This is a genomic window from Kitasatospora purpeofusca (assembly GCF_036010405.1).
In the GTDB taxonomy this organism is placed as follows: Bacteria; Actinomycetota; Actinomycetes; order Streptomycetales; family Streptomycetaceae; genus Kitasatospora; species Kitasatospora purpeofusca.
Map to the genome: position 1 here is coordinate 5,062,175 of NZ_CP108561.1, position 14,802 is coordinate 5,076,976.

Annotated in this window: 12 protein-coding genes; 10 read left to right on the forward strand and 2 right to left on the reverse strand. The window is 74.3% G+C overall.

All coding sequences use genetic code 11. From position 1 onward, the window contains the following. Position 1 precedes the first annotated feature (1 nt). From OG715_RS22460 to OG715_RS22490, 7 genes are all read left to right on the forward strand, one after another. On the forward strand, positions 2-1,204 hold the full coding sequence (locus OG715_RS22460; RefSeq protein ID WP_407661125.1) for a molybdopterin molybdotransferase MoeA: 1,203 nt from the start codon (positions 2-4) through the stop codon (positions 1,202-1,204). Positions 1,205-1,281: 77 nt separating this feature from the next. Beyond that, the gene (locus tag OG715_RS22465) at positions 1,282-2,277 is read left to right on the forward strand and encodes a potassium channel family protein (RefSeq protein ID WP_266271784.1); all 996 of its coding nucleotides are present in this window, start codon (positions 1,282-1,284) and stop codon (positions 2,275-2,277) included. Between the two features lie 99 nt (positions 2,278-2,376). Beyond that, positions 2,377-3,354 carry an NAD(P)H-quinone oxidoreductase gene (locus OG715_RS22470; RefSeq protein ID WP_266270646.1) on the forward strand — a complete coding sequence of 326 codons (978 nt, stop codon included), beginning with the start codon at positions 2,377-2,379 and terminating at the stop codon, positions 3,352-3,354. A gap of 150 nt (positions 3,355-3,504) precedes the next feature. Next, positions 3,505-4,458: a hypothetical protein gene (locus OG715_RS22475; RefSeq protein WP_266270647.1), complete on the forward strand. Its 954-nt coding sequence runs from the start codon at positions 3,505-3,507 to the stop codon at positions 4,456-4,458. Between the two features lie 288 nt (positions 4,459-4,746). Beyond that, positions 4,747-5,304, forward strand: a complete 558-nt coding sequence (locus OG715_RS22480) for a bacterial proteasome activator family protein (protein WP_266271785.1) — start codon at positions 4,747-4,749, stop codon at positions 5,302-5,304. 331 nt (positions 5,305-5,635) lie between these two features. Beyond that, positions 5,636-7,045 carry a protein kinase domain-containing protein gene (locus OG715_RS22485; protein WP_266270648.1) on the forward strand — a complete coding sequence of 470 codons (1,410 nt, stop codon included), beginning with the start codon at positions 5,636-5,638 and terminating at the stop codon, positions 7,043-7,045. A gap of 110 nt (positions 7,046-7,155) precedes the next feature. Further along, positions 7,156-8,970, forward strand: a complete 1,815-nt coding sequence (locus OG715_RS22490) for a protein kinase domain-containing protein (RefSeq protein ID WP_266270649.1) — start codon at positions 7,156-7,158, stop codon at positions 8,968-8,970. A gap of 53 nt (positions 8,971-9,023) precedes the next feature. On the opposite strand, the gene OG715_RS22495 is transcribed toward OG715_RS22490, so the two are convergent. Beyond that, the gene (locus tag OG715_RS22495) at positions 9,024-10,112 is read right to left on the reverse strand and encodes a phosphotransferase enzyme family protein (protein ID WP_266270651.1); all 1,089 of its coding nucleotides are present in this window, start codon (positions 10,110-10,112) and stop codon (positions 9,024-9,026) included. Between the two features lie 65 nt (positions 10,113-10,177). Beyond that, positions 10,178-10,837, reverse strand: coding sequence for a response regulator (locus OG715_RS22500; RefSeq protein ID WP_045938868.1), 660 nt, complete (start codon positions 10,835-10,837; stop codon positions 10,178-10,180). A gap of 380 nt (positions 10,838-11,217) precedes the next feature. On the opposite strand from OG715_RS22500, the gene pdhA reads away from it, so the two are divergent. Genes pdhA through OG715_RS22515 form a run of 3 tightly spaced genes read left to right on the forward strand, consistent with a single transcriptional unit; the run spans position 11,218 to position 14,798 of the window. After that, positions 11,218-12,360 carry a pyruvate dehydrogenase (acetyl-transferring) E1 component subunit alpha gene (gene pdhA / locus OG715_RS22505; RefSeq protein ID WP_045938867.1) on the forward strand — a complete coding sequence of 381 codons (1,143 nt, stop codon included), beginning with the start codon at positions 11,218-11,220 and terminating at the stop codon, positions 12,358-12,360. Then, positions 12,360-13,334 carry an alpha-ketoacid dehydrogenase subunit beta gene (locus OG715_RS22510; RefSeq protein WP_407661004.1) on the forward strand — a complete coding sequence of 325 codons (975 nt, stop codon included), beginning with the start codon at positions 12,360-12,362 and terminating at the stop codon, positions 13,332-13,334. The genes pdhA and OG715_RS22510 overlap by 1 nt, the downstream gene beginning before the upstream one ends. Positions 13,335-13,349: 15 nt before the next feature. Next, the gene (locus OG715_RS22515) at positions 13,350-14,798 is read left to right on the forward strand and encodes a dihydrolipoamide acetyltransferase family protein (RefSeq protein WP_266270652.1); all 1,449 of its coding nucleotides are present in this window, start codon (positions 13,350-13,352) and stop codon (positions 14,796-14,798) included. Positions 14,799-14,802 lie beyond the last annotated feature (4 nt).

A 14,802-nucleotide genomic window follows, 5' to 3' on the forward strand; every position in this document is an offset into this window, starting at 1 on the left:
GGTGGAGGACCTCGTCGTGCTCGACCAGCCGCCGGCCCCGACCGGCCCGACGGGCTGGGCGGCGGCCCGGGAGACCGCCCGCCGGGCCGGCCGGCCCGCGTCCGCGCCGCCGCGCGTCCCACTGGCCGAGGCGCTCGGCCGCACCCTCGCCGAGCCGCTGACCGCGCTCACCGACCTGCCCGCCTTCGACACCTCGGCGATGGACGGCTGGGCGGTGGCCGGCCCCGGCCCCTGGCGGGTGTCCGGACGGCTGCTGGCCGGGCGGCCCGCGGACGGCCCGCTGGCCGACGGCGCCGCCGTCGAGATCGCCACCGGCGCCCAGCTCCCCCCGGGCGCCACCGCCGTGCTCCGCCGCGAGCACGGTGAACCGGACGGCTCGCTGCTGCGCGAGCGCGCCCCCGGGGCGCTGACCACCGGCCAGGACGTCCGGCCGCGCGGCCAGGAGTGCCGGCGCGGCGAGGAACTTCTCACGGCCGGGACCAGGATCGGTCCGGCCGTGCTCGGTCTGGCCGCGGCCGGCGGCCACGACCGGCTGGCCGTGCACCGCCGCCCGGTGGTGGAACTGCTGGTGCTCGGCGACGAACTGCTCGGCTCCGGACTGCCCCGGCCCGGCCTGGTCCGGGACGCGCTCGGCCCGCTGCTGCCGCCGTGGCTGCGGGCGGCCGGCGCGGAGATGGGCGAACCGCGCGCCGTCCGCGACGACTTCGGACTGCTCAGGGACGCGCTGCGGCACTCCACGGCCGATCTGGTGGTCACCACCGGCGGGACGGCGGCCGGTCCGGTGGACTTCCTGCACCGGGCGCTCGCCGAGGTCGGCGCCCGGCTGCTGGTGGACGGGGTCGCCGTCCGCCCCGGCCATCCGATGCTGCTGGCCGAACTGCCCGGCGGGCGCCACCTGGTGGGCCTTCCGGGCAACCCGCTGGCCGCGGTCGCGGGGGCGGTCACGCTCGCCCTGCCGCTGCTGCACGCGCTGGCCGGGCGCGGCCTGGGTGAGCCGGTCCGGGCCGTCGCGGTCGCCGCCCTGCCCGGACATCCGGTGGACACCCGGCTGCTGCCGGTCCGGCGGACCGCCCACGGGGTGGTCCAACTCCCCTACGACGGACCAGCGATGCTGCGCGGGGTCGCGCTGGCGGAGGCGCTCGCCGTGGTGCCGCCGGGCGGTGCGGCGGCTGGTGCCGTGGTCGAACTGCTGGAGGCACCGTGAGCGCCGGTGGAGGACGGGGGTTCGGCCGCTTCTCCGGCCGCGCCTCGGCCGAGGCGGAGTCCTGGGCGGACGCCGGGATCGTGCTGCCGGCCCGGCGCAGCGCCCCGGCGCTCCGGCAGGTCGGCTTCCGGCTGCTGCTGGCCCTGGCCGTGCTGGTGGCCACCACACTGATCGTCTGGCTGGACAACGAGGGCTACAACGACAACGCCGGGGGCGGGGTGAGCCTGCTGGACTCGGCCTACTACGCCACGGTGACGCTCTCCACCACGGGCTATGGTGACATCACGCCGTACAGCGACACCGCCCGGCTCACCAATATCTTCGTGATCACTCCGCTGCGGGTGCTGTTCCTGATCATCCTGGTCGGCACCACCCTGGAGGTGCTCACCGAACGCACCCGTCAGCAGTGGCGGTTGAACCGCTGGAGGTCCACCGTGCGCGAGCACACCGTCGTGATCGGCTACGGCACCAAGGGCCGCAGCGCGATCGACACCCTGCTCCTCCAAGGGGTGCGCAAGGAGGAGATCGTGGTGGTCGACCCGCAGCGCAAGGCGGTCGACCAGGCCGCCCAGCACGGTCTGGTGGCCGTGCTCGGCGATGCCACCAGGACCGACACCCTGCTGCGGGCCGGACTCCCCACCGCCGCCCGGGTGGTGGTGGCACCGGAGCGGGACGACACCGCCGCCCTGATCACCCTGACCGCCCGCCAGCTCACCCGCACGGCGACCGTCGTGGCGGCGGTGCGCGAGGACGAGAACGCCCCGCTGCTGCGGCAGAGCGGCGCCGACGTGGTGGTGACCAGCTCCAGTGCGGCCGGCCGACTGCTCGGGATGTCGATGCTCAGCCCGCACACCGGCGCGGTGATGGAGGACCTCCTCACCTACGGCGACGGCCTGGACGTGGTCGAACGCCCGGTCACCCGGGCCGAGGCCGGGCACAGCCCGCGCGAGTGCGAGGACCTGGTCGTCGCGGTGGTCCGCGGCCGACGGGTGATCAACTACACCGAGCCGGAGGCGCAGACGCTCCAGCTCACGGACCGGGTGATCGTCATCAAGTCGGCCTCCCCGGCGTAGGGTTGCCCGTTCGGCAGGCCCTTCCGGCGGGCCCGGCCGCGGTCCCGTCCGGCGGGTTGGACGGGGCTCCGGCCGTCGGGGCGCAGTAGCGTCGGGCCCATGCATGCGATGACGATTCCTGAACCCGGCGGCCCCGAGGCGCTGCGCTGGGCGGAGGTGCCGGACCCGGTGCCCGGGGAGGGCGAGGTCCTGGTCGAGGTGGCGGCCACCGCCGTCAACCGGGCCGACCTGCTCCAGCGGCAGGGCTTCTACGATCCGCCGCCGGGCAGTTCGCGCTATCCGGGCCTGGAGTGCGCGGGCCGGATCGCCGCGCTGGGGCCCGGGGTGGCCGGCTGGGCGGTCGGCGACGAGGTGTGCGCGCTGCTGGTCGGCGGCGGCTACGCGGAGCGGGTCGCGGTGCCGGTCGGCCAACTGCTGCCGCTGCCGAAGGGGCTGACGCCGGAGCAGGCCGCCGCGCTGCCGGAGGTCGTCTGCACGGTGTGGTCCAACGTCTTCCTCACCGCGCGGCTGCGGCCCGGCGAGACGGTGCTGGTGCACGGCGGCGCGAGCGGCATCGGGACGATGGCGATCCAGCTGGCCAAGGCCGTCGGCGCCCGGGTCGCGGTGACGGCGGGCGGTCCCGAGAAGCTGGCCCGCTGCGCCGAACTGGGCGCCGATGTGCTGATCGACTACCGCGAGCAGGACTTCGTCGAGGTGCTCGGGGAGGCCACCGGCGGCGCCGGGGCGGACGTGATCCTGGACATCATGGGCGCCAAGTACCTGTCGCGGAACGTGGACGCGCTGGCGGTCAACGGGCGGCTGGTGATCATCGGGCTGCAGGGCGGGGTGAAGGGCGAGCTGAACCTCAACACGCTGCTGCGCAAGCGCGCCGCGGTGATCGCGACCAATCTGCGCGGCCGGCCGCTCGCCGAGAAGGCGGCGATCGTGGCGGCGGTGCGCGAGCACGTCTGGCCGCTGGTGGAGTCGGGCGTGGTGCGGCCGGTGGTCGACCGGGTGCTGCCGCTGGCGGAGGCGGCCGAGGCGCACCGGGTGCTGGAGGGCGGGGCGCAGGTCGGCAAGGTGGTCCTGAAGGTCTGAGGCCGCGGGTCCGGCGGGTCCGGGGGCCTGTCGGCCGCCCGGGCCCGCCGTACGACATGCCCGGAATGTCGGACTGTGTGAGTCTGGACGGGAGCTGTCCCGCCGCCGACCCCGCCCAGCGCGGTCGGCCGTCGCGGAAGGACCTCGACCGTGCCCGCACCCTCGTCCGCGTTCCTCGGGCCGCTGCCTGCGGCACTGCCGCCGCACCCTTCCCTTTCCCCTTCCCCCCGCCGCACCGGCCGGCGGCTGCTGGCGGTGGCGGTGCTCGGGCTCGCCGTGCCGCTGGTGCTCGGGCCGGCCGCGATCGCGCTGCCGAGCGCTCCGGCGGGTGCCGCCGGTGCGGCCCCCGCCCCGGTCGTCGCCGCCGAACCGTCGGAGCAGTCGGAGGCCCCGGCGCCGTCCGGATCGGCGGTGCCCTCGGACGGGCTCTCCCCGGTGGCTTCCCCGGAGCCGCAGCCGGAGCCGCACCAGGAGTCGGAGCCGGTGCCCGAGCCGCAGCAGGAGTCGGAACAGTCGTCCGCCGGTACCGGGCCGGAGCCGACGGCCGTCGCGGAGACCCCCGCCGCGCCGACCGCGTCCGAGCCCTCCACCGCCGGGCCGTCCTCCCCCGAGCCGATCGTGCCCGGGCCGGCCGCTCCGGTGTCGCCGTCCTCGGTCGTTCCGGCCGCCACGGCGGTGGCGTGGCAGGCGGTCGGCCGGGTCCGCCCGGGCCCCTCCTGGGCCGACCGGGAGCAGCGCCACGGCCGCCACCGCCCCGCCTCGGCGCCCGAGCGCACCGGGTCGGCCCCCGAGGGGGCGCCGGACCCGGGCCGGGCGCAGGCGGCCGAGCAGGCGCCGGAGCAGCAGGTCGCCGCAGCGGACGCCGCCCCGGGCCCGGCGGTCGGGGGTGCCGACGGCGCGGTGGACCCGGCCGTGCCGGACGACGGCTCCGGCAGCGAGACCCTGGCACTCGGCCGGCCCGGGCCGCAGGCGGTGCTGGTCGGCCCGGCCCTGCTGCCCACCCGCTGGGACGACGCGGCCACCCGCCAGCTCCCGCTGGGTGCCGGTCTGGGCCTGATCGGCTGCGGTCTGGGCCTGATCGGGCTGCGGCTGCGCCGGCACTGAGCCGCGTCCCCGGCGGTCGAACAGGCCCGGACCGGTGCTCGGACGGGGGTGCCCCGGTGCCCCGGATCCCGGGGCGGACTGAGTATCCGTACGGATACCGCTGCCCCGCCCCCCGGGCGTAGCGTCGTTTCCGGTTGCGGGTGCGCGGCCAGTCGCGGCACCGCCGGCGGTCGGGGCGGGGCGGGGCGGGTCGGTCGGGGGCCTCCTCCCCGGCAACCCCAGTGAGGGAGAATGTGGTTCATGACGAATCCGATGAACGAGTACTCGTCGCAGGAGTTCCACCAGGCCATGGGCGGGCAGCCGCAGGACGGCCAGAAGGTGCTGATCGTCGGACCGGACGGGCTGCCGGTGGGTTCGGCGACGACCGGCCCGATGGGGGACCTCGGCGACGGTCCGCGTGAACTGCCGGTGACCGAGATGGTCGAACAGCCCGCCAAGGTCATGCGGATCGGCAGCATGATCAAGCAGCTGCTGGAGGAGGTCCGGGCGGCTCCCCTCGACGAGGCCAGCCGGGCGCGGTTGAAGGACATCCACGCCAGCTCGATCAAGGAGCTGGAGCTGGGCCTGGCCCCCGAGCTGGTGGCCGAGCTGGAGCGGCTGTCGCTCCCGTTCACCGAGGACTCGATCCCGACCGAGGCCGAGCTGCGGATCGCCCAGGCGCAGCTGGTGGGCTGGCTGGAGGGCCTGTTCCACGGCATCCAGACCGCGCTGTTCGCGCAGCAGATGGCGGCCCGGGCGCAGCTGGAGCAGATGCGGCGGGCGCTGCCGCCCGGTCTGCACGGCGGGGAGCCGGAGGGGGACGAGCCGGGCGAGGGCCGCGGCATCCGCTCCGGTCCGTACCTGTAGCCGTCCCCACCCGAAGGCGTCCGCCCACCCGTGGACGTCGGCCGTACCCGTACCGCCGAAGCCCCGCCGGGGCGGCACGGTACGGGGCGCGGCCGGCCGTCCCGGCGGCGCGAGCACTACCGACGGGTACCGGGTCGCGACCTGGACACAGTGTCGGCCCTGGGCCGTTCGGTGTCCTCGCGAGCCGATACCCTGACCCCCTGTCGCAGTCCGGGCGAGCGTCGCGGCAGGGGTCGGGCAGGCCAGCGGGCCGGGCCCGGAGAACACGCACGGACGAGACCGAATGTCACGGTCGCGGCGGTACGGCCGCGCCGAGGGGGAGCAGAGGACCATGAGCGAGCACGGCAACGCGGCGGCCGAGGGCTACTCCCTGGGCAACGGGCGGTACGTGCTGCAGCGGGTGCTGGGCGAGGGCGGTATGGCCTCGGTCCACCTCGCGTACGACAGCGTGCTGGACCGGCAGGTCGCGCTGAAGAGCATGCACGCCGAGCTGGGCCGGGACGACTCGTTCAAGGAGCGGTTCCGCCGCGAGGCCCAGGCGGTGGCCCGGCTGGAGCACCCGAACATCGTCACCGTCTACGACAGCGGCGAGGACATCGCCCAGGACGGCTCCAGCACGCCGTACATCGTGATGCAGCTGATCGACGGCAAGGGCCTGCGGGACGCCATCAACGAGGCGGTCGGCCAGCACGGCGCGATGCCGGTCGAGGAGGCGCTGCGGGTCACCATCGGTGTGCTGAACGCGCTGGAGGCCTCGCACGACATGGGCCTGGTGCACCGTGACATCAAGCCCGGGAACGTCATGTTCGACCGCAAGGGCAACGTCAAGGTCATGGACTTCGGCATCGCCCGCGCGCTGGAGAGCGGGGTCACCTCGATGACCCAGACCGGCATGGTGGTCGGCACCCCGCAGTACCTCTCGCCCGAGCAGGCGCTGGGCAAGCCGGTGGACGCCCGCTCCGACCTCTACTCGGTCGGGGTGATGCTCTTCGAGATGATCACCGGTCAGCTGGTCTTCGACGGCGACTCGGCCTTCTCGATCGCGTACAAGCACGTCCAGGAGGAGCCGCCGGCGCCGTCCACGCTCAACCCGCGGCTCGCTCCGGCGGTCGACGGGTTCGTCGCGACGGCGCTGCGCAAGGACCCGGCGCACCGCTTCCCGAGTGCGGCGGCGATGCGGGACGAGGCCGAGCGGCTGATCGCGGCCGGCAAGGGCGGCGGCAGCCCGCTGGCGGCCAGCAACCCGCTGGTGATCACCGACGGTCCTCGGTCGGTGCACGCCGCGCCGCAGACCCCGCAGCCGTTCGTGCAGCCGCAGCCCTTCCAGCCGCAGCCGTTCGCGCAGCCGCAGCCGTTCCAGACGCCGCCGCCGGCGTTCCAGGCGCCGCACACCCCGCACCCCTTCCCGCAGCCGCAGCCGTTCCAGACGCCGCCGGCGTTCCAGGCGCCGCACACGCCGCACCCCTTCCCGCAGCAGGCGCACACCCCGCCGCCGCACCCGATGCCGGCGCCGCCGTTCCAGCCGCAGCCGGTGCCCGCGTCGAACAGCGGTGGCTGCTCGACCGCCCTGGTGATCATCGGCATCATCGTCGGTGTGATCGTGCTGGCGGTCATCATCATCGCGATCGTGGTCAACCGGGCCGAGGACACGACGAAGAGCGGGTCGACCAGGGGCGTCTCGGGCGCGGCGGTCACGGTGCTGCGACTGGACGGCCAGGCCGACCGGAATGGCCTGCTCTGACGGATTCCACCCGGAACACGCGTGCTCCGGGGGTCGGCCGGAGGCGGTAGCGTTCGGGGACACGAGCGACAGGGCACCGCGATCCGAGCGAAGGCCCGGGGCGAGGAGCGATGGCACAGACGCAGCATCCGGACGACGACGGGGCCTGGGCGACCGGTCCGGGCGGCGGGGCCCCCGGGATGCCCGAGCCCGGTGGCGACGCGGCCACGACCGCGCTCCCGCCGTACGGCGGCCCGCAGACGCCCGGCCGGGGCACCGCCGCCCCGCTGGGCACGGTCGGTGACGGCCGCTACCGGCTGACCCACCGGCTCGGCCGGGGCGGTATGGCCGAGGTGCTCGCCGCCCAGGACGTCCGGCTCGGGCGGACCGTCGCGGTGAAGCTGCTCCGCGGTGAACTGGCCCAGGACGAGATCGCCCGGCTCCGCTTCACCAGGGAGGCGCACGCCGTCGCGGCGCTCAACCACCACGCGATCGTCGCGGTGTACGACACCGGCGAGGAGTACGTCGGCGAGGAGTCGACGCCGTACATCGTGATGGAGCTGGTCGAGGGCCGGACCGTCCGCGAGCTGCTGGTGGACGAGGAGGAGCCGCCGGTCGACCAGGCGCTGATCATCATCGCCGGGGTGCTGGAGGCACTCGCCTACAGCCACCGGCACGGCATCGTGCACCGTGACATCAAGCCGGCCAACGTGATCATCACGACCACCGGCGCGGTCAAGGTGATGGACTTCGGCATCGCCCGGGCGCTCACCGGCACCGCCTCGACCATGACCCAGACCGGCATGGTCATGGGCACCCCGCAGTACCTCTCGCCGGAGCAGGCGCTGGGCAAGCCGGTCGACCACCGCTCCGACCTGTACGCGGCCGGCTGCATGCTGTACGAACTGCTGGCGCTGCGGCCGCCGTTCACCGGTGACACCCCGCTGTCGGTGGTCTACCAGCACGTGCAGGACATGCCGGTGCCGCCCTCGCAGGCCAATCCGCGGGTCCCGGCCGGCCTGGACCACCTGGTGCTGCGCTCGCTCGCGAAGAACCCGGACGACCGCTTCCAGGACGCGGACGAGTTCCGCGCGCACATCGAGCACGCGCTGCGCGAGCTCACCGGCGGCACCGGCGGCTGGCCGCTCGGCGCGACGGCCGGGCTGGCCGCGGCCGGCCAGGGCCACGGCGGGATGCCCCCGCTGGGCGTGGACGAGACGGCGGTGCTCGGGGCGGGCGTCCCGGGCGACCCGACAGCGATGCTGCCGTACCAGGTGCCGGGCGGCCCGCACACGCCGTCCTCCGGCTACCCGGCCTACGGCGGCGACGGTTCGGACGACGGGCAGGGCGGCGGGCACGGGCGCGGTGGCGGCGGCCGGCGCGGTCCGTGGCGCTGGGTGGCAGCCGTCGTGGCGGTGGTCGTCGCGGCCAGCGCGGGCATCGCCATGGCGCTGAGCGGCAACGACAACGGCGGCGGCGGCGGGAAGCCGAGCGACCTCGGCCCGAGCACCGGGGTGGTGTCGACGGCGCCGGAGGCGACCACGCCCAGCTCCGGTTCGACCACGACCACGGCCCCGAGCGGCCAGAACTCGCGTCGTCCGCAGCAGTCGCAGACGAGCGACCCCAACAACAACGGCGGCAACCAGACCCAGCCGCCGAGCCAGCCGACCGGCAAGCACCCGACCAGCCCGGCGCCGGCGACACCGAGCACGACCGGCAGCAAGGCGCCGAGCCCGAGCACGACGCCGACCGGCACGGCCAGCGCCCCGCCGACCAACACCCCGACCACCGGGACGGGCGGCGGCGCGACGACGCCCCCGGCCACGGCCCCGCCGGCGACCAACCCGCCGCCGACCGGCGGCAGCCAGACGCCGCCGGCCGGGGGCGGTGCCGGCGGCACCACCCCGAAGCCGACCGGCGGGGCGGCCACCCCGGCCGTTCCCTGACTGATCCGGCCGGACCCCGGGCCGTGATCGGCCGCGGGGGTCCGGCCGCCGGGTCAGTTGGCGAAGGCGTCCAGGACCTGCTCGTACTCCTGGCACCACCACGCCAACTGGCCCGCCGAGGCGGGGTAGAGCGGGTCGGCCCGGTGGTCGCCCCGCTGGTAGCGCCACTGGAGCATCCAGAAGTCGTTCAGCCGCTCCCACCAGACCCGGTGGGTCGCGGCGGCCAGGTGCTCGGCGGTGGCGGCCCCGGTGGCCCGGTAGGCCTGGGACCAGTGCCGGACCCGGACGAGGTCCAGCACCCCGGTGGCGCGGTCGTTGAGGAGCAGGGTGGCCGCGCGGACGGCCTCCTCGGCGCGCGGCTGCCGTCCCAGCTTGTCCCAGTCCAGGACGGCCGCGATCCGTCCGTCCCGGTGCAGCAGGTTGAGCCCGTGGAAGTCGCCGTGGGTCCAGCCGGTGGGCGGGGCGGCGCCCGGGGCGGGACGCCGGTGGGCGTGCTCGGCGAGCAGCTCCAGCCGTTCGTCCAGCCGGCGCTCGACCAGCGCGTCCAGTTCGCCGTGGGGGTGGTGCTCGCGGGCCCGTTCGCGCAGGTCGTGGGCGAGTGCGGAGCTGTCGAGCGGATCGGCGCTGCGGTAGCCGGAGGGTTGTGCGACGGGCGCGCAGACCTCGTCGAGGGCGCCGTGCAGCCGGCCGAGCAGCGCGCCCAGCTCGGCGCACTGCGGCGGGGACAGTTCGGTTCCGTGGCGGTGCCCGCCGTCCACCCAGGGGAAGAGGGCGAACAGCCGGCCGCCGAACGGGGCGATGGTGCCGGTCCGTTCGGCGAGGGCGAGCGGGGGCTCGACGGGCAGGCCCAGGGCGGCGAGTGCGGCCATCGCCCGGTGGTGGCCGGCGACCGCCTCGCGGCCGGCGGTCGCGGCGTCGACGTAGCACTTCAGGAAGTAGCCGCCGGCCTCGGTGGTGACCCGGTAGCCGCGGTTCAGCAAGCCTTCGGCGACTGGTTCGGCGGTGAGCAGGCGGCCCACCCGGTAGCGGCGCAGGACCTCGGCGAGCGCCGCGTGGGGGACGGGAGGGCTGAGCGTTCCTATCGGGGGTGCGGTGAGGTCGGGACGGGCTGGTGCACAGGCAAGGGTCTGGCTGAAAGTCACAGCCAGAGGTTAGGACCTCTCGGCGGGGGTCCTTGACAGGTCGTCAGTTATGTGCTGGGGCCCTATCAGTGCTGCTGGTCCGCCTGGTGCCGCGCCACGAACGCCGCCGCCTGGGTCCGTCGCTCCATCCCCATCTTGGCGAGCAGACTGGAGACGTAGTTCTTCACCGTCTTTTCGGCGAGGTGCAGTTCATTGCCGATCTGACGGTTGGTCATCCCTTCGCCGATCAGGTCCAGAATGCGGCGCTCCTGCTTGGTGAGCTGGGCGAGCCGTTCGTCCTCCTTCTCGCCGCCGTCCCGCAGCCGGGCCAGCACCCGACTGGTGGCGACCGGGTCGAGCAGTGACTTGCCTGCCGCGACGTCCCGGACCGCGGTGATCAGGTCGGTGCCGCGGATCGCCTTCAGCACATAGCCGGAGGCACCCGCCATGATCGAGTCGAACAGGGCCTCGTCGTCCGAGAACGAGGTCAGCATCAGGCACTTGATCTCCGGCATCCGGGAGCGGATCTCCCGGCAGACCTCGACGCCGTTGCCGTCCGGCAGCCGGACGTCGAGCACCGCGACATCGGGGTGGACGGCGGGGATCCTGGTCAGCGCCTCGGCGGCGGTGCCGGCCTCGCCGACCACCTCGATGTCCTCCTCGACGGAGAGGAGTTCATGGACACCCCGCCGGACGACCTCGTGGTCGTCGAGGAGGAATACCGTGATTTGTCCGTTATCAGTCACGCGCAAAGCCTCCCATATCACCCTACGAAAGACCTCTCGCCCGTACCGCGCCGGGGTCACGATCCGGCCAGAGCGGTCCAAACCGATGCCGGTAACCCCCTTACGCCGGAGCCTCCGCCCGGATAACGTGCGCTGGTGTCCTGAACGCGACCGAATTGAGAGCTGCGCCACACGCGCGGTTTGTAGACCCCGAACAAGTAGGACGTCCTAGCGCAGACGCGTCGAGGACGGACGCTGGGTAACGTTCTCGTGAGGGACGCCGTCGGAAAAGGATCACCACCTGCCCCGCTGCGGGTGCGCACACCCACGCGCGCCCCGCGAGGCGGTGACCGGACCGGTCACCGGCGACCCCGGGCGGCCGGACAGACCGAGGAGTGAACGTGACCGTCAAAAGCACGGCGAGGGCCCGCAAGAAGGCTGCCCCCGGCGTCCGCGCCACGGCCAAGGACGCCCAGCCGGAGCTCGTACAGCTGCTCACCCCGGAAGGCGAGCGGGTCGAGCACCCGGACTTCCCGCTCACCGTGGAGGCGGACGAGCTCCGGGCCCTCTACCGTGACCTGGTGCTGGTGCGTCGTTTCGACGCCGAGGCGACCTCGCTGCAGCGTCAGGGCGAGCTGGGCCTGTGGGCCTCGCTGCTGGGCCAGGAGGCCGCCCAGGTCGGTTCCGGCCGCGCGATGCGACCGGGCGACTACGCCTTCCCCACCTACCGCGAGCACGGCGTGGCCTGGTGCCGCGACGTCGACCCGCTGAACCTGCTCGGCATGTTCCGCGGCGTGAACCACGGCGGCTGGGACCCGAACGAGAAGAACTTCCACCTCTACACCATCGTGATCGGCGCGCAGACCCTGCACGCCACCGGATACGCGATGGGCATCACCAAGGACGGCGCCGACGACGCGGTGATCGCGTACTTCGGCGACGGCGCCTCCAGCCAGGGCGACGTCAACGAGGCCTTCACCTTCGCCTCGGTCTACAACTCGCCGGTGGTCTTCTTCTGCCAGAACAACCAGTGGGCGATCTCCGAGCCCACCACCACCCAGACGAAGATCCCGCTGTACCGCCGGGCCTCCGGCTTCGGCTTCCCGGGCATCCGGGTCGACGGCAACGACGTGCTGGCCTGCCTCGCGGTGACCCGCTGGGCCCTGGAGCACGCCCGCACCGGCAACGGCCCGGTGCTGATCGAGGCCTTCACCTACCGGATGGGCGCGCACACCACCTCCGACGACCCGACCCGCTACCGGGCGGCCGACGAGACCGAGGCCTGGAAGGCCAAGGACCCGATCACCCGGCTCCGCACCCTCCTGGAGAAGGAGGGCCTGGCCGACGAGGAGTTCTTCGCCTCGATCGAGACCGAGAGCGAGCAGCTCGGGCTGCGGGTGCGCGAGGGTGTGCGCAGCATGCCGGACCCCGACCCCACCCTGATCTTCGACCACGTCTACGCGGAGCCGCACGCGCTGGTCGATGAGGAACGGGCCGAGTACATCGAGTACGCGGCCTCCTTCGAGGCGGGGGAGAACCACTGATGGCCGGCCAGCTCAGCATCGCCAAGGCGCTCAACGGGGCGCTGCGCAAGTCGCTGGAGAGCGACCCGAAGACCCTGCTGATGGGCGAGGACATCGGCAAGCTCGGCGGCGTCTTCCGGATCACCGACGGCCTCCAGAAGGACTTCGGCGAGGACCGGGTGATCGACACCCCGCTCGCCGAGTCCGGCATCGTCGGCACCGCGATCGGCCTCGCGCTGCGCGGCTACCGCCCGGTCGTGGAGATCCAGTTCGACGGCTTCGTCTACCCGGCCTTCGACCAGATCGTCTCCCAGCTGGCCAAGATGCACGCCCGCGCGCTCGGGCACGTCAAGATGCCGGTCACCGTCCGTATCCCCTACGCGGGTGGCATCGGCGCGGTCGAGCACCACAGCGAGTCGCACGAGGCGTACTTCGCCCACACCGCCGGTCTGCGGGTGGTCACCCCGTCCAACGCGCACGACGCGCACTGGATGCTGCGCCAGGCCATCGAGTCGGACGACCCGGTGATCTTCCTGGAGCCCAAGCGCCGCTACTGGGACAAGGGCGAGGTCGGCGACTCCGCCGACCTGGGCCTGCACGACGCGCGGATCGTCCGCCCCGGTGCCGACGCCACGCTGATCGCCTACGGGCCGATGGTCAAGGTCTGCCTGGAGGCCGCCGCGGCCGCCGAGGAGGACGGCCGCCGGCTGGAGGTCGTCGACCTCCGCTCGCTCACCCCGGTCGACTTCGCCGCCCTGGAGGAGTCCGTCAAGCGGACCGGCCGCGGCATCGTGGTGCACGAGGCCCCGGTGTTCCTGGGCATGGGCGCCGAACTGGCCGCCCGGCTCACCGAGCGGTGCTTCTACCACCTGGAGGCGCCGATCCTGCGGGTCGGCGGCTACTACGCGCCGTACCCGCCGTCCCGGGTCGAGGAGTCCTTCCTCCCCGACCTGGACCGCGTGCTCGACGCCGTCGACCGCGCGTTCGCGTACTGATCCCGGGGAGCGCTGATGACCACCGAAGTTCGCTCGCTCCGCGAGTTCAAGATGCCCGATGTGGGCGAGGGCCTGACCGAGGCCGAGATCCTCAGCTGGTACGTCAAGCCGGGTGACACCGTCACCGACGGGCAGGTCGTCTGCGAGGTGGAGACCGCCAAGGCCGCCGTGGAGCTGCCGATCCCGTTCACCGGGGTCGTCGAGCAGCTGTTCTTCCCGGAGGGCGCGACCGTCGACGTCGGCACCGCGATCATCTCGGTCGCGGTGGCCGGAGCGGCGGGGGCGCCCGTCGCCGCCGCTGCCGTCGCCCCGGTCCCGGTCCCGGCCCCGGCCCCGGCGCCCGTCGTCGAGGCCCCCGAGGCACCCGAGCCCGAGCGGCGCGAGGTGCTGGTCGGCTACGGTCCGCGGACCGGCGGCAGCCAGCGCCGGGCGCGGCGCACCACGGTCACGGCGACCGCCGCGGCGGCCGTGCCGGCTCCGGCGCCCGTCGCCGTCCCGGCCCCGGTGCCGGTGCCGGTGGCGGCCGTCGAGGTGTCCGGTGACCGGCCGCTGGCCAAGCCTCCGGTGCGCAAGCTCGCCAAGGACCTCGGGATCGACCTCCGGGTCGTCACCCCGACCGGTCCGGACGGCGTGATCACCCGCGAGGACCTGCACGCCCACGCGGCGGCCGCCGCCGCCCCGGCGCAGGCCCCCGTCGAGGCCCCGGCCGCCGAGCCGGCCGTCGCCGCCCCGGTGTCCACCGCCGCGGTCCTGCCCGGCGCGGGCGACGTCCGGGTGCCGATCAAGGGCGTCCGCAAGGCGACCGCGCAGGCGATGGTGGCCTCGGCCTTCACCGCCCCGCACGTCACCGAGTTCGTCCAGGTCGACGTGACCCGGACGATGAAGTTCGTCCGCCGGCTCAAGGAGAGCGGCGAGCTGGGCCGGGACGTCCGGGTCAGCCCGCTGCTGCTGGTCGCCAAGGCACTGCTCACCGCGGTCAAGCGCCACCCCGGGATCAACGCCCAGTGGGACGAGGCGGCCCAGGAGATCGTCATCAAGGGCCAGGTGAACCTCGGCATCGCCGCGGCCACCCCGCGCGGGCTGATCGTCCCCAACATCAAGGACGCCGGCGCCCGGACCCTCTCCGGCCTGGCGGTCTCGCTCGGCGAGCTGATCGAGACGGCCCGCCAGGGGAAGACGGCGCCCGGCGACATGCAGGGCGGCACGATCACGATCACCAATGTCGGCGTCTTCGGCGTCGACAGCGGCACCCCGATCCTCAACCCCGGCGAGGCGGCCATCCTCGCCTTCGGGGCGGTCCGGGAACTGCCGTGGGTGCACAAGGGCAAGGTCGTCCCGCGTCAGGTCACCACGCTGGCCCTCTCCTTCGACCACCGGTTGGTGGACGGCGAGCTGGGTTCCAAGGTGCTGGCCGACATCGCGGGCATCCTGGAGTACCCGAAGCGCCTGATCACCTGGGGCTGACCCG